17 protein-coding genes and 1 pseudogene are annotated in these 19,219 nt (G+C 68.7%); 5 read left to right on the top strand and 13 right to left on the bottom strand.

All coding sequences use genetic code 11. From position 1 onward, the window contains the following. Positions 1 to 231: 231 nt before the first annotated feature. The 3 genes from modC to modA are packed head-to-tail and all read right to left on the bottom strand — an operon-like array spanning position 232 to position 2,867. Positions 232 to 1,305, bottom strand: a complete 1,074-nt coding sequence (gene modC / locus AC3WTD_RS09295) for a molybdenum ABC transporter ATP-binding protein (protein WP_492613612.1) — start codon at positions 1,303 to 1,305, stop codon at positions 232 to 234. Then, positions 1,302 to 1,973 (bottom strand): molybdate ABC transporter permease subunit, encoded by a 672-nt coding sequence (modB, locus tag AC3WTD_RS09290; RefSeq protein WP_492613611.1) that lies wholly within the window; start codon positions 1,971 to 1,973, stop codon positions 1,302 to 1,304. Before modB ends, modC begins: the two co-directional genes overlap by 4 nt. 27 nt (positions 1,974 to 2,000) lie before the next feature. Continuing rightward, the gene (modA, locus tag AC3WTD_RS09285; protein ID WP_492613610.1) at positions 2,001 to 2,867 is read right to left on the bottom strand and encodes a molybdate ABC transporter substrate-binding protein; all 867 of its coding nucleotides are present in this window, start codon (positions 2,865 to 2,867) and stop codon (positions 2,001 to 2,003) included. Between the two features lie 236 nt (positions 2,868 to 3,103). On the opposite strand from modA, the gene AC3WTD_RS09280 reads away from it, so the two are divergent. Both AC3WTD_RS09280 and AC3WTD_RS09275 read left to right on the top strand, forming a co-directional pair. Then, complete coding sequence (locus AC3WTD_RS09280) at positions 3,104 to 3,607, top strand: hypothetical protein (protein ID WP_027491921.1); 504 nt, start codon at positions 3,104 to 3,106, stop codon at positions 3,605 to 3,607. Positions 3,608 to 3,621: 14 nt separating this feature from the next. Continuing rightward, positions 3,622 to 3,927, top strand: a complete 306-nt coding sequence (locus AC3WTD_RS09275) for a hypothetical protein (RefSeq protein WP_037089136.1) — start codon at positions 3,622 to 3,624, stop codon at positions 3,925 to 3,927. 34 nt (positions 3,928 to 3,961) lie between these two features. On the opposite strand, the gene AC3WTD_RS09270 is transcribed toward AC3WTD_RS09275, so the two are convergent. From AC3WTD_RS09270 to AC3WTD_RS09250, 5 genes are all read right to left on the bottom strand, one after another. Continuing rightward, a complete protein-coding gene (locus AC3WTD_RS09270; protein ID WP_037089164.1) occupies positions 3,962 to 4,768 on the bottom strand; it encodes a prephenate dehydrogenase/arogenate dehydrogenase family protein in 807 nt (268 codons plus the stop codon). Further along, on the bottom strand, positions 4,765 to 5,871 hold the full coding sequence (locus tag AC3WTD_RS09265; protein WP_235642351.1) for a PLP-dependent cysteine synthase family protein: 1,107 nt from the start codon (positions 5,869 to 5,871) through the stop codon (positions 4,765 to 4,767). The genes AC3WTD_RS09270 and AC3WTD_RS09265 overlap by 4 nt, the downstream gene beginning before the upstream one ends. Positions 5,872 to 5,885: 14 nt before the next feature. Next, positions 5,886 to 7,841, bottom strand: a complete 1,956-nt coding sequence (locus AC3WTD_RS09260; protein ID WP_492613609.1) for a pyridoxal phosphate-dependent decarboxylase family protein — start codon at positions 7,839 to 7,841, stop codon at positions 5,886 to 5,888. Then, complete coding sequence (locus tag AC3WTD_RS09255; RefSeq protein ID WP_027491924.1) at positions 7,838 to 8,242, bottom strand: SirB2 family protein; 405 nt, start codon at positions 8,240 to 8,242, stop codon at positions 7,838 to 7,840. The genes AC3WTD_RS09260 and AC3WTD_RS09255 overlap by 4 nt, the downstream gene beginning before the upstream one ends. 82 nt (positions 8,243 to 8,324) lie before the next feature. Then, complete coding sequence (locus tag AC3WTD_RS09250) at positions 8,325 to 10,607, bottom strand: nitric-oxide reductase large subunit (RefSeq protein WP_235642350.1); 2,283 nt, start codon at positions 10,605 to 10,607, stop codon at positions 8,325 to 8,327. A 57-nt stretch (positions 10,608 to 10,664) separates the two neighbouring features. Here AC3WTD_RS09250 and AC3WTD_RS09245 point away from each other — a divergent pair. Then, positions 10,665 to 11,336 (top strand): annotated as a pseudogene (locus AC3WTD_RS09245) (DUF2238 domain-containing protein); the annotation flags it as partial. Between the two features lie 282 nt (positions 11,337 to 11,618). Here the strand turns inward: AC3WTD_RS09245 and AC3WTD_RS09240 are convergent. From AC3WTD_RS09240 to AC3WTD_RS09230, 3 genes are all read right to left on the bottom strand, one after another. Further along, the gene (locus AC3WTD_RS09240) at positions 11,619 to 12,464 is read right to left on the bottom strand and encodes a universal stress protein (RefSeq protein ID WP_037089146.1); all 846 of its coding nucleotides are present in this window, start codon (positions 12,462 to 12,464) and stop codon (positions 11,619 to 11,621) included. A 26-nt stretch (positions 12,465 to 12,490) separates the two neighbouring features. Further along, complete coding sequence (locus AC3WTD_RS09235) at positions 12,491 to 13,063, bottom strand: GNAT family N-acetyltransferase (protein WP_027491926.1); 573 nt, start codon at positions 13,061 to 13,063, stop codon at positions 12,491 to 12,493. A gap of 237 nt (positions 13,064 to 13,300) precedes the next feature. Next, the gene (locus AC3WTD_RS09230) at positions 13,301 to 14,062 is read right to left on the bottom strand and encodes a cyclic nucleotide-binding domain-containing protein (protein ID WP_235642349.1); all 762 of its coding nucleotides are present in this window, start codon (positions 14,060 to 14,062) and stop codon (positions 13,301 to 13,303) included. Between the two features lie 204 nt (positions 14,063 to 14,266). Between AC3WTD_RS09230 and AC3WTD_RS09225 the strand changes: the two genes are divergently transcribed. Further along, the gene (locus tag AC3WTD_RS09225; RefSeq protein WP_492613608.1) at positions 14,267 to 14,830 is read left to right on the top strand and encodes a cytochrome b; all 564 of its coding nucleotides are present in this window, start codon (positions 14,267 to 14,269) and stop codon (positions 14,828 to 14,830) included. A gap of 252 nt (positions 14,831 to 15,082) precedes the next feature. Then, positions 15,083 to 16,438, top strand: coding sequence for a ferredoxin reductase family protein (locus AC3WTD_RS09220; RefSeq protein ID WP_492613607.1), 1,356 nt, complete (start codon positions 15,083 to 15,085; stop codon positions 16,436 to 16,438). Between the two features lie 158 nt (positions 16,439 to 16,596). Here AC3WTD_RS09220 and AC3WTD_RS09215 read toward each other — a convergent pair whose 3' ends face one another. After that, positions 16,597 to 18,294, bottom strand: coding sequence for a cbb3-type cytochrome c oxidase subunit I (locus AC3WTD_RS09215; protein ID WP_492613606.1), 1,698 nt, complete (start codon positions 18,292 to 18,294; stop codon positions 16,597 to 16,599). Then, entirely contained in the window at positions 18,294 to 19,196 is a 903-nt protein-coding gene (locus AC3WTD_RS09210) for a c-type cytochrome (RefSeq protein ID WP_492613605.1), read from the bottom strand. Before AC3WTD_RS09210 ends, AC3WTD_RS09215 begins: the two co-directional genes overlap by 1 nt. Positions 19,197 to 19,219: the final 23 nt, after the last annotated feature.

Genomic DNA, 19,219 nt, shown 5'->3' with positions numbered 1-19,219 from the left:
GCCGGCGAAGCCGGAATAGACGGCGGGGGATCACGGTCCGGTATCCGTGGTCGGTAACGGGTGGACGCGAATCGCGGCACGGGTCGGCTTCTCGACGGCATGCGTGCGTCCGTGTCTGCGGAAAGATTAGGACGGCTGGGCCGGGCGCAAATTGACTGCAGTCAACCCGCCCGGCGAAGGCCGCCGGCACGGTCGGGCCGGCTTCGGCGCCGGGCCATGCCGCGGCGCGTTTCAGACCAGCAGTGCCACCGACTTGATCTGCACCCACACGGCCAGGCCCTCGCGCAACTGCAGGCGCAGCGCCGACTGGTGCGAGACACGCGCCAGCAAGGGGAGGCCACCGGCCAGCAGCTGCAACTGGAGCTGCCCGTTGGACAGCGGCGACAGCGATTGCAGCACCGCCGGCACGATGTTCAGCACGCTGGTGTCGGTGTGCGCGCTCAACGCGACGCTGACGTCGCGCGCCTGCACGCGCAGGCGCACGCGGGTACCGGCGGGGTGGGCGGGGCCGTGGGCGTGCAGCGTGCCGGCGGGTGTACCCAGCCGCAGCAGGCCGTGCCCGTCGTGGCCGAGTACGCTGGCCTCGATCACGGTCGCGGCGTCGTCGCGCAGTGCCAGCGGCAGGTCGCCGCGGTTCAATACTTCCAGCGCCGGGCCGGCGATGCGCACCCTGCCGGCTTCGAGCAGCACCAGATGGTCGGCCAGGCGGGCGGCTTCTTCCACCGCATGGGTGACGTACAGCAGGGGGATGCGCGTCTCGCGCCGGATCGCTTCCAGGTACGGCAGGATCTCGCCGCGCCGCTCGGCGTCGAGTGCGCTCAGCGGTTCGTCCAGCAGCAGCCAGCGCGGTTGGCACACCAGCGCGCGGCCGAGCGCCACGCGCTGCTGCTCGCCACCGGACAGTGTGGCAGGCGGCCGCGCCAGCAGCGGCCCCAGCGCCAGCTTGTCGATCCACTCCTGCATGACGCCCGTTGGCGCGCCGGCGCGCCGCCAGCCGTAGCGCAAGTTGTCGTGCACCGACAGGTGCGGCAGCAGCGCCGCGTGTTGGAACACCACGCCCACCCGGCGCCGGTGCGGCGGCAGACGCACGTGTGCGTCCTGCCAGGTCTCCGTGCCGATGCGTAGCAGTCCGCAGGTGTGCGGCTCGAGGCCGGCGATGGCGCGCAGCAGGGTGCTCTTGCCGCTGCCGGAGGGGCCGAACACCACGGCGACGCCCTGCGCGGGCAGCGACAGCGCCACGTCCAGCGCGAAATTCGTGCGCCGCAGCTGCAGGCGCAGCTCGATGCCCGGAGCCGGCTCAGTCATGCACTGAGCGCCGTTCGCCGGCCCAGCCACTGCATCACCAACAGCATGCCGAAGGAGAACGCCAGCAACCCGGCGGCCAGTCGGTGGGCGTCGGTGTACGCCATGGCTTCGACCTGGTCGTACAGCAGTACCGACAGCACCCGCGTCTGGCCGTCGATGTTGCCGCCCACCATCAGCACCACGCCGAACTCGCCCACCGTATGGGCGAAGCCGAACAGCGTGGCGGTGACCAGCGCCGGTTTCGACAGCGGCAGCACCACGCTGACGAAGCGGTCGAACGGGGACGCGCGCAGCGTGGCGGCGGCCTCCAGCACGCTCGCGTCGATCGCGGCGAAGCCGGACTGCAGCGGGTGCACCACGAACGGCAGCGAATACAGCACCGAGGCAAGCAGCAGTCCGGGGAAAGTGAACGCCAGCGTGCCCAGTCCCAGTGCTGTGGTGAGCTGGCCGAGCGGTCCGTCCGGCCCCATGCCCAGCAACAGGTAGAAGCCCAGCACGGTAGGCGGCAGCACCATCGGCAGGGCAACCAGCGCCCCAACCGGCATGCGCCAGCGCGAACGGGTGCGCGCCAGCCACCAGGCCAGCGGCATGCCCAGCAACAGCAGGATCAGCGTGGTCATCCCGGCAAGCTTGAGGGTGACCAGGATGGCGGCCGGCAGCGTCGTCATGGCCGTCGCCACGATGCCGGTGCCGGCTCAGTCATACCCGTGGGCCGCGATGGTGCGTCGCGCGGTATCGTCGTGCAGATATGCCAGGAAGCCAATCGCCGCCGGGTTGTCGCGGCCGTGGTCGAGCAACACCGCGCTCTGGACGATCGGCCGGTGCCAGTCGGCGGGCACCAGCCAGGCCGAACCGCCGACCTGCCGTTGCGCCTCCAGCACCAGCGAGCGCGGCAACAGCCCCGCCTCGGCATTGCCGCTCAGCACGAACTGGGTGGCCTGGCCCACGTTTTCGCCGAGCACCAGCCGCGGCTGCAGCGCGTCCCAGCGGCCGACGTGCTGCAGCACCTGGCGCGCGGCGGCGCCGTAGGGTGCCAGCGCGGGGTTGGCGATCGCGAACTTGCGGAAGTCGTGCTGGCGCAGCACCTGTTCGCCGTCGGCGGCCAGCGTGGCGTCGCGGCTCCACAACACCAGCCGGCCGGTGGCGTAGTCGTACAGCGATGAACGCACCGCCAGCCCTTCGTCGACCAGGCGTTGCGGCGTGCTGTCGTCCGCCGCCAGCAGCACGTCGAACGGCGCGCCATGGCGGATCTGCGCATACAGCTTGCCGGTCGAGGCCACGCTGATATCGATGCGGTTGCCGCTGCGGCGCGTGTATTGTTCCGCCAGCAGGTGCGCCACCTCGGCGAAATTGGCCGCCACGGCGATCCGTGCCTGGGCCACCGGCGGCGCGCCCGCGACGGTATGGCCCGCGGGCCACGTTGCCAGGCCGGCGATGGCCAGCATGACCGGCGCCACGCGACGAACCAGCCTGCGGATGATGTCGAACTGCAAGGTCTGCTCCTCCAGGTGAGTCGCGCCGGCATGCCCCGTCGATTCCGGCGCGCAGGTGGCTATCGGCATGGATGGGGTCAATTTATACACAACGCCGCGTCGCATGGGTTGACGCCGGACAACTTGCCGCCGTCGACGGTGGTGCCGGACGGGGCGTTCTTGCGGCGCGCCCACGCGGCCCGGGTGATCGTTTGTCGCAGGCGCGTGCGGCATGGGGCCGGATTGACGTGAGTCAGTCGCAGCAATGCCGCGGTGAGCTAGCCTTTCCCTCCGCGGCAGCCGTGCCGCTTGCCGGAGTCTTCCGCATGAAATCGGTCAAAGCTGTTCTAGCGCTGGCGTGTGGCCTGGGCCTGGGCCTGGGCCTGGCGGCGCAGGCGTCCCCCCAGCACAACCATGAAAGCCATGCTGCGCCCGCCGCCACATCCGCCGCGGCGGCGCCGGCACAGCGCTGGGCGCCGGACGCGTCGTTGAGCCAGGGCATGCGCCGCGCGTATGCGGCGGTAGACGAACTGCGCCACTACGAGATGGGCCACATGAGCGCGCCGATGGCGGTGGATCGTGCCACCGAGGTCGAGCAGGCGGTGACCTACATGTTCGCCAACTGCAAGCTGGCCCCCGAGCCCGATGCCGCGCTGCACGGCATCCTGGTGCCGCTGGCGAGCGCGGCGCTGACGCTGAAGGCCGACCCGAAAAAGGTTTCGGCAGTAGCCGATATGCGCGCGGCGATCGCGCACTACCCGCAATACTTCAACGACCCCGGCTGGGACAAGCCGGCTCCGGCCACACATGAGATGCACGATGAACCCTGAGCGGACTCCGGGGCGTGACTGACTGGATCCAGGCCTGGCAATGCATCGGCTGCGGCAAGATCGAAGCGCCGCAGCCGTGCATCGGCGTGTGCCGTGACCGCAAGATCCTGATGGTCGGCAAGGACGCGCACGAACGCGCACTGACGGAAATCACGGCGCTGCACGCACAGCTTGCGCAGGCCCGCACGATGCTGCAGCGCTTTGTTCTGGCCACGCCGCACGAAGGTCAATGGGAGCGCTCGTGGCTGGCCCTGCAGGCCGAGCTGCGCGAAGCGCTGGCGGTGCTGGCGACGCTGCCGGAATCGTCCAGGCACGAGTGAGGCGGCGCGCAGAGACTGCGTGGGCCGCGGAAGCTCATGCGGGTGGCGCGGGGATGGCCAGGCTGTCGCCGTCCGCGTCGGCCAGCAGTTGCTGGTGCACCCGCTCGAGTTCCGCCAGCAGCAACGCGCGCGCCTCGGCGGCGAACGGGTTCTCGCGCTGGATCGCGGCGAACAGGTGGCCGGCGTCGCCGCGCACCGCGGCCAGCATGTGCTGCATGCCCTGGAACGAGGGCGGCGCCAGCGCCAGGCCGTCGTCCACGCCGATGTCGAGCAGCCCCTTGGCGACGAAGAACGCCAGCGCATGGGTCATCGCCATGGCGCGGTCGTGGGCTTCCGGATCCTGCTCGATGACTTCGCAGTCAAGTGTGCGGAACAGTGCGCCGGCGCGTGCGGCGGCATGTGGGTGGCCCGCGGCGGGGCTGATCACCACGCGCCGCGGGCGTTCGTCGCGGGCCAGGCTGAGCGGGCCGAACAGCGGATGCGTGCCGACGTGTGGAATGGCCGCGCCGAGCAGTTCGTCCATCGTCGTGCAGGGGTGCATCTTGACGCTGCCGACGTCGAGCACGGTCTGCCCGGCATGCAACAACGGACGCAGTGCGAGCAGGGCCGCGCGCATGTGCGGTACCGGCATCGCCAGCACGACCCACGCTGCGCCGTCGACCGCGGCCGGCATCGACGCGGCGGCCAGCGCGGCGGGGACATCCGCGTGCGGATCCCACACGCGCACGCGATGGCCTGCCTGCAACAGCAGGTCGACGAAGGCCTGGCCGAAGCGGCCGTGGCCGAGCACGGCAAACGTCGTGGCGGGTGGCGCGGGTTCGCGCGGCTTGACGGCACTCATGCCGTGATCGGCGAGCGGCCGCTGGCCAGGCTGGTGCGCAGCGCGGCCGTCCACGGCGCGAGGTCGATGTCGTGGGCGGCCAGCCAGTCGGGATCGAACAGCGTCTGCGCGTAACGTTCGCCGCGATCGCACAGCAGGCTGACGATGCTGCCACGCTCACCGCGGGCGCGCATCGAGGCAGCCAGTTGCAGGCAGGCGACCAGGTTGGTGCCGGACGAGCCGCCGTAGCGGTGGCCGATGAGTTCCTCCAGCAGCCAGGCAGCGGCGATCGAGGCGGCGTCGGGTATCTCGATCACCCGGTCGACCACGTCGAAGATGAAGCCCGGTTCGACCCGCGGCCGGCCGATGCCTTCGATCAGGGTGGGCTGGCTGGCGACCGCTTGCGTGTCGCGGCTGCGCCAGCCGTGCACGTAGCCGCTGCCGCTCGGCTCGGCCACGCACAGTTGCGTATGCAGCCGGCGGTAGCGCAGGTAACGGCCGATGGTGGCCGAGGTGCCGCCGGTGCCGGCGCCGCAGACGATCCAGGCCGGTTCGGGCTCGGCTTCCAGCACGAGCTGGCCGATGATCGACTCGGCGATGTTGTTGTTGCCGCGCCAGTCGGTGGCGCGCTCGGCCAGGCCGAACTGGTCGAGATGGCAGGCACCCTGGGCGGCGTGTTTGGCGGCACGCGCGTGCACCTGCGCGGGATCGTCGACCAGGTCGCACTCGCCGCCCAGCGCCTGCACGTCGCGGATCTTGCCCGGCGCGGTGCAGGCCGGCATCACCGCGATGAACGGCAGGCCGAGCAGGCGCGCGAACCACGCCTCGGCGATCGCCGTGCTGCCGGAGGACGCGTCCACCACGGTCTGTCCGCCGCGCAGCCAGCCGTTGCACAGCACGTACAGGAACAGCGAGCGGGCCAGGCGGTGCTTCAGGCTGCCGCTGGGGTGGGCGGCCTCGTCCTTGAAGTAGAAGTCGATGCCGTGGAAGCCGGGGAAGTTCAGCTTGAGCAGGTGGGTGTCGGCCGAGCGTGCCGCCTCCTGGGCCAGCTTGGCCAGCGCGGTGTGCACCCAGCGCAGGTCGGTCTCGCGTTGTGGGTTGACCAGTCGCAGGACGCTGTCCATCGGGGGCTCCGTAATCATGGGGAGGACTCTACGCCGTCACGCAGGGCGTGCACGCGCCGGGCGAGGAAATCGAAGTAGCGGTCGATGTAGCTGATGCCGTTCTCGTGGTCGATCAGGTACGGGTTCATCAACGTGTGGCGCAGGATCAGCAGGCGGTCCTCGTCCGGGTCGAGGCTGGCCGGGTCCAGGCCCAGCGCGGCGAAGATGCGCGAGGTCTGTGCCGGACCCAGCATGTCCGGGCGCAGGCTGGTCACCGAGCCGAAAAACTCCTTCGTTTGCAGCGGCTGGCGCGGGTCGCAGCGCAGCTCGTCATACAACACGCGCACGAAGGTGTTCGCCGCGGCCACCGAGGTGTTGCCGCAGGGGTTGAGTGCGAGGCAGACCAGGTTGCTGTCCGGCGCGAACGGCACCAGCGCATGGACGTCGTCGGCCAGCTCCAGCGCGAAGCGCTGCGCACGTGCGTGGAAGGTCTCCGCCGCGCGCACGGTGGCGCGCGGCAGGGCGCCGAAGTGGGCGTGGTCCAGCGGCAATACCTTGTGCGTCACGTACACCGCGGCTGCCGCCGCGCCGGATTTCGAGCCTTCCGGAATGAACTGGCCCAGGCTGCGGTAGCGCGCCAGGTAACCGGCGGGCGTGGTGGCGTGGAACACGTAGTCGGCGCGCTCGGCCAGCAGTGCCATCGCGCGGTGGTCGCGGCAGATGAAGGCGCCGCTGCCGTAGGGCAGGTAGCCAAGCTTGTGCGGGTCGACGGTGGCCGAGTCGGTGTCGCCCAGCGCGGCGAACGCCGCATGCACTGCCGGGGTGGGGAATTGCACGTAGTCGGCGGCCACCTCCTCGCGCGTGCGCAGCGAGCCGTCCTCGTGGCGGAACAGCGTGGCCAGGTAGCCGCCCCAGGCGGCGTCCACGTGTACGGCGAAATCCAGGCCGCGCGCGCGCGAGGCCTGCCGCGCGGCGAGCACGGCGTCAATCGGGTCGATGGTGCCGTACTCGGTGCCGCCGAGCACGGCCACGCACATCAGTACGGGCTGGCGCTCGCGCGCGCAGCGCTCCAGCGTGGCGCGCAGGGCGGCGGGGTCCAGCCGCATGCCGTCGGTGGGCAGCAGCTCCAGCTGGTCGCGGCCGAGGCCGAGCAGCTTCAGCCCCTTGCTCCACGAGTAGTGCGCGGTGACCGGCGCCAGCACCAGCGGCACGCGCAGTTGCGGGTGCGCGGCGAAGAAGCCGGCCAGGCCGCGCTGCTCGATGCGTTCGCGCTCCACCCGCTGCAGCCAGTGCGTGCGTTGCGCCGGCGCCTGCGCGGCCAGCCAGAGCTGCCAGGCTTGCAGCAGTGCGATGGCGTCGGCGGGGGCGAGGTTGAAGGCGGCCCAGTCGTCCGCCGGCAGCGCCAGCTCCGGCACGTCGGCAGCGCGCAGCGCCACCGGAAACGCCTTCAGCGCCAGCGCCAGGCGCAGCGCCTGGTAGTTGGCCAGGGTGCCGCCGGAGGTGAGGTGGCCGAACGCGCAGGCCTCCTGGGCCGGGTCGTGCGGATAGCCGAGCATGCGCGCCAGCTGCAGGCCGGCCTGCACTTCCATGTCGACGGTGACCGGCGCGGCATCCTCGCTGACGTTGTTCGGGTTGTAGGGCAGGGTCAGCATCTGCGCCGCCAGCCCCGGCAGCAGCAGGTCCGAGGCCATGTGGCCGATGTAGCGCGGGCTGTGGAATGGCACCGATTTCTTCAGCGCGGCAGAGAGCTGGTGCAGCTCGCGGCGCATGCGCGACTCGAAGGCGAGGTAGTCCGGGTGGTGCGCGGCGGCGGTGGCGATCGCCGGCGGATCCTCCGGGTGGAAGTTGCGCCGCCAGTAGACGTGGTCGCGCAGGAACTCCACCAGCAGTTTTTCCAGCAGCGTGTCGTTTTCGCCGTAGGGGCCGAGGAAGCAGGCGTCCAGCGTGTGGTCGCGCGGCTCGACGTGGTCGAACGGTTGCGCGGCGCTCATGCCAGCCATCCGTGCAGCCAGCCCAGCGGGTGATGCATACGGGCCACGCCCAGCATGTAGACGTAGGTGGCCAGTGCCGCCATGAAGAAGCCCAGCCGCGCGCGTGGCGTGGGTGCCCGCTTCAGCGCCAGCGTGGCGAGCACCACGTAGGCCACCAGCAGCACCAGCTTGGTGGTCAACCAGCCGTTGGCGAACAGCGCGCGGGGCAGGATGCTCAGCAGCATCAGCGCAGCGGTGAGCAAGGTGGTGTCGATGGCGTAGCTGAGCCAGCGCACCGGCTCCCATTGCGCGGCGCCGGCATGGCCGACCTGCACCAGCAAGCCGCGCAGGGCGAACAACGACCCGCTGGCCAGCACGCAGGCGATGTGCACCCATTTGATCTGCAGATAGAACTCGAGCATGCGGGTTCAGAAATTTGGGATTCGGGAAAGCATCAGGGCGCGCCGTGCGGCGCGCCCTGACGTACGTCATGTACGCGAGGAATTACGCTCTCTCGGGGACGCCTTGCGACAAGGGCGCGCCGGCCGTCCGCCGTTTGGGCCGCAGCCACAGCGCGGCGACGAACACCGCGATCAGCAGGGCGCCGACGGCGAACAGGGTGTCGCCCGGCACGCGCATCCACACCAGCATGTGGATCAGTGGGCGGTCCATGAACTCGGCCGAGCGGGCGAACCAGTAGCCGTGTTCCAGCACCGCCTTCAGCTGCAGGATGCCCAGCGGCAGCAGGGTCAGCACGGCCATCATCGACAGGCCGATATTGAGCAGCCAGAACGAACCGCGCAGCCAGCCTTCGCGCCATTCGGCCTGCGGCTTGATGCCGCGCAGGCAGAACAGCATCAGACCCAGGCCGAGCATGCCGTACACGCCGAACAGCGCGGTGTGGCCATGCGTGGCGGTGAGGTTCAGGCCCTGCATGTAGTACAGCGCGAGCGGGGTGTTGACCAGGAAGCCAAGCAGGCCCGCGCCGACCAGGTTCCAGAAGCTCACTGCCACGAAGAACATGATCGGCCAGCGGTAGCGCGCCATCCACGGTGCGGCGTGCTGCTTCTTCCAGGTGTCGTGGGCTTCCAGCCCGATCAGCGCCAGCGGCACCACTTCCAGCGCCGAGAAGCTGGCGCCCAGCGCGATCACCGCGGTGGTGGTGCCGCTGAAGTACAGGTGGTGCAGCGTGCCGAGCACGCCGCCGGCCATGAACACGATGGTGGCGAACAGCACGTTGGTGGTGGCCGTGGTCACCCGCAGCAGGCCCAGGCGAACGAACAGATAGCTGATCACCGCGGTGGCAAACACCTCGAAGAAGCCTTCCACCCACAGGTGCACCACCCACCAGCGCCAGTACTCGACCATCGCGATGTGGGTGTGCTCGCCCCACATCAGGCCGGCGCCGTAGAGCAGGCCGATCGCCACGGTGGAGAGGAACAGCAGGCCCACGATCGAGGCGCCTTCCTTGTTGCGGTCCATCGCCGGCCACAGCGCGCGGCCGACCAGGAACAGCCACAACATCAGGCCGATGAACAGGAAGATCTGCCAGAAGCGGCCGAGGTCGGTGTATTCCCAGCCCTGGTGGCCGAACCAGAAGTTGTACTGCAGGCCCATCTTGTCCATCACCGCGAACCACTGGCCGGCGAACGAGCCGACCACGATCACCAGCAGGCACACCCACAGGAAGTTCACCCCGAGCCGCTGGAACTTCGGCTCATGGCCGGAGATCAGCGGCGCGATGTACAGCCCGGTGGCCAGCCACGCGGTGGCGATCCACAGCACCGCCAGCTCGGTGTGCCAGGTGCGGGTGAGGCTGTACGGCAGGTAGTTGGCCAGTGCGAAGCCGTAGGCCTGCTGGCCCTCCACTTGGTAGTGCGCGGTGGTGGCGCCCAGCAGGATCTGCGCCAGGAACAAACCCAGCACGGTCCAGAAATACTTGCCGGTGGCCTTCATCGAAGGCGTGGCCTTGAACTCGGTCAGCGGATCGTGGGCCGGAACGGTCGGCAGCGGTTCGTGGCTGACCTGGCGGGCGTGATGCCAGCCGAGCAGGCCAATGCCGAAGATCATGAACAGGATGCTGAAGACCGACCACAGGAAGCTGGTCGAGGTCGGCGTGTTGCCGGCCAGCGGTTCGTACGGCCAGTTCTGCGTGTAGCTCATCGCCTCGTTCGGGCGTTGTGTGGCAGCAGCCCAGCTGGTCCACCAGAAGAATGCGGTGACTTCGCGCCGATGCTCCATCTCGGCCACGGTGTTCTCGCGCATGGCATAGCCTTCGCGCAGCTTGTGCGTGGCCGGGTCGTTGCCGAACAGGCTCATGTAGTGCGCCGCGACGGCTTCCATCGCGTGCGCGCGCAGCGCCGAGACGGTGATGGTGTTGCTGGCCGCGTCCCAGGTGTTGGTGCGCAGTTCTTCCTGCACCCGCGCCTTCAGCGGTGCCTGTTGCTGCGCCGTCAGCGAGTCGTACGGACCCAGACCGGCGTCACGGGAAAGCAGCTCAAGCATCGCCATGCTTTCGCGGTGCAGCCAGTCGGCGCTCCAGTCCGGCGCCAGCAGCGCGCCGTGACCCCAGATGGATCCCAATTGCTGGCCGCCGATGCTCTGCCACACCTGGCGGCCTTCCTCCACGTCGGCCTTGGTGTACAGCGTCTGGCCGTCGCCGGTGACGACCGCCGTGGGCAGCGGCGGCGCCTGCTGGTGGACCACGCTGCCGACCCACAGCAGCACGGCGAAGGAGGCTACCAGCAAGGCAGCGAGGCCAAGCCAGAGTTTTCGGGTGGTACTCATTGCGCATCTCCCTGAAAGGTGCGCGCATGCTCGGCGAGGCGGGCTCCGTTGCTCTTGATGCAGATCAGACGGCTCAGGCGGCGCGCTGCGCAAATTGTCGCAGCGGCGCGCCGGTGGCATGGCATGATCGGCGCAACGCGCAACGCTGACAGAACCGCAGGCATGAACGATCGAAGCCGGCCGCCGGGAAGCAGCCGATTCCCGTTGCTGCTGCTGGCGGTTTTCCTGGCCGTGGCGGTGGCACTGGGCATCGCGCCGCGCTACCGCCAGGACTGGTTGATGGAGAACGTGCTGGTGCTGCTGGCACTGCTGGCGCTGGTGCCGGGGTTTCGCCGGCTGCGCTTTTCCGATGCCAGCTATGCGGCGTTGTTCGTGTTCCTGCTGCTGCACGAGGTCGGCGCGCACTACACCTATTCGGAAGTGCCGTGGGACCAGTGGTTCTCCACGCTGTTTGGTTTCTCGCTGGATGCGGCGCTGGGCCTGTCGCGCAACCATTTCGATCGCGCCGTCCATTTCGCCTACGGCCTGCTGGTGACGCCGGCGGTGGTGGAGCTGGTGGCCGCGCGCACGAGGTCGCCCGGTATCTGGCGCTGGCTGGTGCCGGTCGGCCTGATGACCGCCAGCTCGGCCCTGTACGAGTTGTTCGAATGGGCCGCCGCGGTGCGCTTCGGCGGCGATCTCGGCGTGGCCTATCTCGGCACGCAGGGCGATCCGTGGGACGCGCAGCAGGACATGCTGCTCGCCCTGCTCGGCAGCCTTGCCGCGGTCGCGGTGCTGGCCGCCACGGCCCGGCGTCGCCGTCGCCATGCCGCGCGCCGCCATCGCGCCCGCGCTGGGTGGATCGTCCCTAGGAGCGTGGGCGGCAGAAACACAAGCGGCTGCGGCTGCGCCGTTTTGGCCACCTTCCGCTCCGATTTTTGGCCCATAGAACCACCATGGGCCGGCAAACCGTCACGCAAGCTGGCTCAAAACGGCTTTGCCTCGCCTGCTTGGTTTCTACCGCCCACGTTCCTAGTGCTGCATCAGCACCGGGATGGTGGCTTCTTCCAGCACGCGCCGGGTGGCGCCGCCGAACACGCGCTCACGCATGCGCGAGCGGCCGTAGGCGCCCATCACCAGCAGGTCGGCGTCGATGTTGCCGACTTCCTTCAGCAGGATCTCGCCGGCCATCGGGGAAGAGGCGCGCACGTAGCTGGGCCTGGCCATGATGCCGTGGCGCAGCAGGTAGACGAACGGGTCGAAGCGCGGGCGCCCCTGGTCGCCGTCGCGCACGTCGCCGTCGACCAGGGTGACTTGCCGCGCCACCTTGAGGAACGGCAGTGCGGAGTGGATCGCGCGGATCGCCTCGAGGCTGCCGTTGCAGCCGATCACGATGCGCTCGAAGCGCAGCTCGCCCGCCCAGTGCGGCGGCAGCACCAGACAGGGCGTGCGGCAATCGAGGATCGCTTCGCCGAGGATGTCGAACAGGCTGGATGCCTGCACCATGTCGCGCTCGATCACCGCCAGGTCGTGCCGCGCGCCGAGCCAGCGCAAGGTGGGCGTGATGCCGGCGCGGGCCACCACCCAGTCGGCGTTGCGCACGCCGGCATGGCGCGCGAACGAGCCGAACGCAGCGTGCTCGTCGGCCAGCTCGGCCCGCGGTTCGAGCAGCAGGCCGAGCACGGTGGGTTCGCCGCTGGTTTCGTTGCCGGCGAGTTTGCGCAGCGCGGGGTCGACGTAGCAGCCGGTCAGGTTGCCTTCCCAGCGCGCCGCGATGGCAACGCCGGCAACGGCGGCGGGACTCCACGGGGCGGTGTCGGTCACCAGCGCGAGGATGTCGCCCGGTCGCGTTACGCGCGGCATGGTTTCGGTGGTCATGGTGGGCGGTCCGGCTTCGGCGGCGTTCAGAGCTCGAGGGAGTGGATGACCTGGGTGGCGTCCTGCGGATCGAGCCGGCACTGGAAGCCCAGGAAAGCGGCCAGCTCGCGCATCGATTCGTTGGCGGCGTCGTCGATCGAGAACATGCGGCGGAATCCGTTCTTGCGCGCGATCTCGATCAGCCGCCGCATCAGCAGCACGCCCAGACCGCGGTGGCGCCAGTCGTCGGCCACGGTCACCGCGCATTCGCACTGCTTGTCGTCGCCGCTGGCGCTGTAGCGGCTGACGCCGACCAGGCGCAACTCGCCGTCATCGTGGGCGAGCGCGACGAAGGCCATGCGGTCGCGGTAATCCACGTCCATCAGTCGGTCGAGCAGGGCCGGGCTGGCTTCCTTCACCTGGCCGAGGAAGCGGAAACGGCAGGCCTGTTCCGACAGGCGGTCGATGAACTCCGCTTCGCGCTGGCGATCCTCAGCGCGCAGCGGGCGCACCAGCACCGGGCTGCCGTCGTTCAGGGTCTCGATCCAGTGGCTGCCCTCGATGGCACCGAACGACGCGGCGAAGGCGGGGGTGGGTTCGGTACGGCGGACATGCGACATGGTCTGCTCCCGCGGCGGATGAATCGTGGCTGGTGCCCATGCCGGAGCGGGCGGCGATCGCGGCATGGCGGTTTGCGTGATCGAGTTCTACGCCGGCCCGCGACGGCCCGAGTTGATTTCAGTCAATCGCCAGAACGCAGGTGCGCGCCGCGTGCCTGCGGGCGAACCGCCGCGCGCGGCATCGGTCGGCGCGGCGCCGGGTCGTGCAGGTCCGCGACGGTTCGACTTGCGGTTTTCTCAGCCGGCGCCGTGCCGTTTCGTCGACGTCGTGCCGCTGTGGCAGAGGCCGGTGAGCAGGTCGGAGCGAAGTATGCGCACCGCCTTGCGGTTGACTTCGAGCACGCCCATTTCCTCCAGCCGCGAGAACAGCCGGCTGACCGTCTCGACCGCCAGGCCGAGATAGTTGGCGATGTCGTAGCGCGACATCGGCAGGGAGAGTGCGATGCCGTCGCGCTGCAGCCGCTGGTAGCGGTCGGCCAGACTCTTCAGGAAGATCGCCAGCTGCTCCTGCGCCTGCTGCCGGCCCATCATCACCAGGTGGCGGTGTTCCTCGATCGCCTCGCGGCTGATCACCCGCATCAGCTGGCGCTGCAGCGCCGGCACCTCGCTGACGACCTGCTGCAGCCGGCCGTATGGCAGCTCGCAGATGCTGCTGCGTTCCAACGCCTCGGCCTGGCTGACGTGCCGGTTCAGCGCCAGCGCGTCGAAACCGACAATTTCGCCGGGCAGGTGGAAACCGAGGATCTGCACGTCGCCGCTCTCGTCCTGCACGAAAGTCTTGAGCGAGCCGGAGCGCACCACGTAGAGCGCCTCGAACGGGTCGCCGTCGTGGTACAGTGCGCCACCGCGGTCCAGCGTGCGCTTGTCGCGCACCGTGGTGTCCAGCCGGTCCAGATCGGTGCGGTCGATGCCGGCGGGCAGGCAAAGCTCGCCCAGTGCACAGGAGGAGCAACTGCGCCGCAGCTGGTTCAGGTCGAATATGCTGGCTTCGGAAACCATCAACGCCCTCGCAAAGCTGGGGGAAAGGCGCCTGTGAACCGGCTTGCGCCTGGGCAGGCTTGAACGTTAGCACGGTGACATGCGAATTCCGCGTATTTGACTGCGGTCAAATGGCGCACGTGCGCGCCGTCGTAGGCTGTCGGCGCGCCCCGGGGCTGCGTGCCGGCGGGGTGGCGTCGCCCGCCTCCACCCGCAGAGGTCGCCATGAACTGGAAGAACACTTCGGAGCGTTACGGCGCGCTGATGATCGGCATGCACTGGCTGACGCTGCTGCTGCTGGTTGCCGTGTATGCCTGCATCGAGCTGCGCGAGTCCTACCCGCGCGGAAGCGAGCTGCGCGAGGGGCTGAAGAGCTGGCACTTCATGCTGGGCCTCGGCGTGTTCGTGCTGGTCTTCGTGCGCCTGGCGATCCGCCTCGTGTCCGGGGCCAGGCCGGTGGTGCGGCCGGCGCTGCCGGTGTGGCAGGAGCGCCTGGCCGCGCTGATGCACCTGGCGCTGTACGCCTTCCTGATCGTGATGCCGCTGCTCGGCTGGCTGGTGCTCAGCGCAGAGGGCAAGCCGATTCCGTTCTTCGGCATGCAATGGCCGGCGCTGGTGGGGCCGGACGAGGCCTTCGCCGACTCGCTGGAGGAGCTACACGAGACCATCGGCACGGTGGGCTATTACCTGGTCGGCCTCCACGCGGCGGCTGCGCTGGCGCACCACTACGTGAGCCGGGACAACACCTTGCTGCGCATGCTGCCGCGACGTGGCCGGCCGGCGTCGTGAGAGGTGGTGAATTTCTCGACTTCTCGGGCCAGCCATGGAACAGTCACGCAGGCGACTGTTTCATGTGAGCGAGTCCGGGCGTGTAGCGGACTCGCGATCGAAGAAAACCACAGGAAGTGATTCTCCTCACAAGCTGTGAAACCGTGCGTCGATGCCGCCGGCATCAGCAGCATCCGCAGGGGGAGCGGTATACGGCGAACGCGGGGGTGTCGGCGGCCCGTGGAGCGACTCCGCATCGCGACAGCTTCGAGGGTGCCACATGCGCAATCTCAAGCGTGCATTCTGGGGGCTCTCGCTTTCCTGGTCCTGCTGTGGCTCGTTGCCGAGCCCACCGTTTTCCGGTCGAGCACTTTTTTCGGCCTGCGCGACGCCATGGTGCAACTGACGGGCTTCGTCGCGATCGGGTGCATGAGCCTGGCGATGGTCCTGGCGCTCCGGCCGCGATGGCCCGAGGCGTGGCTGGGCGGCCTCGACAAGATGAACTGCATGCACAAATGGCTCGGCATCTCCGTGCTGGTCGTCGCCATCATCCACTGGCTGTGGGCGCAAGGGCCGAAATGGGCGGTGGGTTGGGGCTGGCTGGAGCCCCCGGACCATGGCGCGCAGGGTGCGCCGGAGAACCCGATGGCATCCTTGCTGGCGAGCCAGCGCGGCGCCGCGGAGAGCGTGGGCGAATGGGTTTTCTACGCCGTCGTCGTGCTGATCGCGCTGGCCCTGATCCGGCGTTTTCCGTACCACTTGTTCTACAGGACGCACCGCCTGCTTGCCGTGGGCTATCTCGCTCTGGTTTTCCATGCGGTCGTGCTGCTGGAGTTCCACCACTGGGCGACGCCGATCGGCTGGCTGGCCGCGGTGTTGTTCGCCGGCGGCAGCTGGGCGGCCATCGTGGTGCTGCTGCACCGGGTGGGCGCGCGCTCGCAGGTGGCGGGAAGAATCACCGCCCTGCATCTTTTCGCCGGGGTGGATTCGCTCGAGATCGAAACCGAGGTGCAGGGGTGGCCTGGCCACAAGTCAGGGCAGTTCGCCTTCCTCACCGCGGGCGCCGCGGATGGCGCGCATCCCTACACCATCGCGTCCGGTTGGCGGCAAGAGACCTCCAGGATCACCTTCGTGGTCAAGGATCTGGGCGACCACACGCACCGCCTGCACGAGAAGCTTCGCGTCGAGCAGGCGGTGAGGGTCGAGGGTCCCTATGGGTGCTTCACGTTCGACGATGGCCGCAGCCGCCAGATCCGGATCGGCGGCGGCATCGGCGTCACGCCCTTCATCGGGCGCATGAAGCACATGGCCTGGCAGATGGAAGATCAGGATTGGCCCGAAGGCCAGAAGATCGATCTCTTCCACAGCACCGCGGATGTCGATGACGAAGCGCTCGACCGGCTGGCGGGCGACGCCCGCTCCGCCGACGTGCGGCTGCACGTGCTGATCGACGCACGCGACGACCGCCTGACGGGCGAACGCATACGGGCTGTCGTGCCCGAATGGCGCGAGGCGAGTATCTGGTTCTGCGGGCCGGCGGGCTTTGGCGAGGCATTGAAGCATGACCTGGCCAGGCACGGGTTTCCGGTGGAGCGGCGTTTCCACCAGGAGCTCTTCGCGATGCGCTAGGTCGCGCCTGTCGGCGTGCCGGGGCCGGTATCGATGCGGTGGCGCGGGCGGCGTGAGACTGAATTCGATGAACGAGTACCAGCAAAAAGGCCGCCGGGGTTTCCCCCGACGGCCTTTCCTGTTGCTTCACCTCACGGTATTCAGGGACCCGCCTGCGCTCAGGCTCGTGCGGGCAGCACTCTCAACAGTGACGGTGTGCTCGCCGCGCTCGCGCGTGCCTCCATCGAGGCGAGGAAGCGCCATACGAACAGCAGGGTCACCAGCATCAGCCCCGGGTAGCCAATACCCGCCAGCAGATAAGGCAGGGTCGGGTCGCCAGCCACGCGTACGCGCGGCAGGTTGAAGCTGAGCAGGCCGAGCGTGATGATCGTGCCGAACACCCACATCATCAGCAACCAGATGCCGGCTTCGAAGCCGCTCAGCGGGCGACTCCAGCGGGTGGCCGGATGGACGTCCGCCGGACCGCCGTGCGCATCCATGCCCGCCGGTACGGCCAGGCGACGACCCAGGGTGATCAGGTCGTAGGCCACCACCAGCGCACCTATGGCGAAGACGACGCCGAACAGCGGCAGCAGCAGCTTGAACACGCCCATGGCACGCGCGACGTCGCCGCCGAACCAGTCCAGCCCGAGGATGCGGTAGACGTAGATCTGCACGGTGCCGCCCACGTTGAAGGCGAACGCCATGCCAAGCATGCCCGTCAGCACCAGCCAGAAGCCGAGCTTGCCCAGGCGCTGGTCGTAGTTGGTGACCTTGCGCATGATCGGCACCGCGAAGTAGGCGGCGGCGATACCCAGCATGCCGAAGGTGCCGAACAGGGCCAGGTGCCCATGCCCCGGCGTAACCCAGGTGCCGTGTGACCACACGTTGGTCAGCGCGAAGGTCATGCTGAAGCCCAGGATGCCCGCACCGATCTGCTCCAGCACCACCGAGCCCAGGATGAAGTAGAACGCGGGCGCATTCTCCAGCGGGCGCTTGTTGGTGTGTGCGTCGAGGTAGATGTGCCAGAAGCAGAACACCAGCGGCAGCGGCTCCAGCGCGCTGAACACCGAACCCCAGAACTGCCAGAACGCCGGCGTGCCGATCCAGAAATAGTGGTGCGCGTTGCCGATCAGCCCGGACAGCCACACCAGCGCCACGCCCCAGAACACGGCGAAGCCCACCGATTTGACGTCGACCTTGAACATCAGCACCAGCAGGAAGCCGACCAGGGTGATGTGGATGACTTCCCACACGCCCTCGACCCAGTAGTGCACCACGAACCAGCGGAAGTACTCCTGCAGGTCCAGCCGTGCCACGTAGAACAGGCCGAACACCCACACCGCCATCAGCGCGCTGACACCGAGGCCGAGGCCCCAGTGGATCTCGTTCCACTGGCGCACCGGCGGGAAGGTGCGCAGCACCACGTAGGCGAGAATGGCGAAGCCGACCAGCACCAGTATGCCGGCGATGCGACCCGCCTCCAGGTACTCAAGCCCCTGCTGCAGCCACGGCTGCCCATGCCACCAGCCGGCAATGCCGACCTGGGCCAGGCGCAGGGTGAAGAAGTTCCATACGACGATCACGATCAAGGCATAGAACAGCAGCTTGATCAGCCACGGCGCGACCATCTCGCGTTTGGCCAGCAGCGGTCCGACGAACAGGATCGCGCCGATGAAGCCGCACAGGATCCACAGGATGCCGAGGTTGAGGTGCTCGGCGCGGGCGACGTTGAAGTTCATCACCCCCGCCAGCACGGTCGGGTCGGTCTGTTGCACCGACAACAGCAGGCCGTAGCCGACCTGGATGACGAACAGCACCAGCATCAGCATGAAGAAACGCATGCTCAGCCGTTGGGTCTGGAATTCGATCTGCATCACTGCTTCTCCAGGGAGTGGAGGTAGGTCACGATGGCGTTGACTTCATCGTCCTTGAGCAAGGTGCCATAGGCGGGCATCACACTGGCCGGGTAACCTGCCACGATCTTTGCGTTGGGTTGGAGGATCGACTCCCGCAGGTAGGCGTCGTCGGCGGTGACCGTGCTGCCGTCGGCAAGGCTGACCTTTGAGTTGTACAGGCCACCCCAGCCCGGGCCGACCAGCTTCTTGTCGTCGGTGGCATGGCAGGCCACGCAGCCGTTGTCCTTGACCAGTTGCGCGCCGTGCGCCACGGGATCAGCGGCAGAGGCCGGCGCCGCCGTCGTCGGGGCCGGAGCCGCCTGGGCGGTGGCGACGATGCCGTGCGCAAGCTGCACGCGGTGGTCGAACCCGTCCACTTCCACTTTCGGCGGCCAGCCTTCGGTATTCATCGCCGAGGTGTACTTCAGGTAGGCGATCAGCTGGCCGATCTCGTCCTTGGTCAGCGGCAGGTTCGGCATCATCGTGGTGCCGCCGCCGCGCCGTTCGATGCGCTCGGCGGCGCCCGGGAACTTCTTCAGATAGGCATCGATCGAGTCGGTGCCGGTGTCGGCCGACTGGTTCGGGTCCTGCAACTGCGCGCGTACCGCCGCCGTCGTCGGCCAGCCGCCGGCCGACGGCAGGAATGCCGCCAGCCAGGCGGGCCCGGCGTGCTTGTATTCCTCGGTGAGATCCGGCCCCAGGTAGGCGCCGTTGCCGACCATGGTGTGGCAGCCCATGCAGTTGTAGGCCTGGAACACGCGCTTGCCATCGGCCGCCTGGTAGGGGCCGAAGGAAACCGTGTCCGGGGTTACCTGATTGCGCGACTTCATGAAGGAGAAGATCGACAACACGATGAAGATCAGGGCCAGGATGGCCAACACCAGAAATGCACCCCGGCGCCGGG

This window comes from Rhodanobacter sp. FW106-PBR-R2A-1-15 (assembly GCF_058789735.1).
Note: the sequence above shows the minus strand (reverse complement) of the source record. Positions and strands in the feature narration are given on the sequence as shown.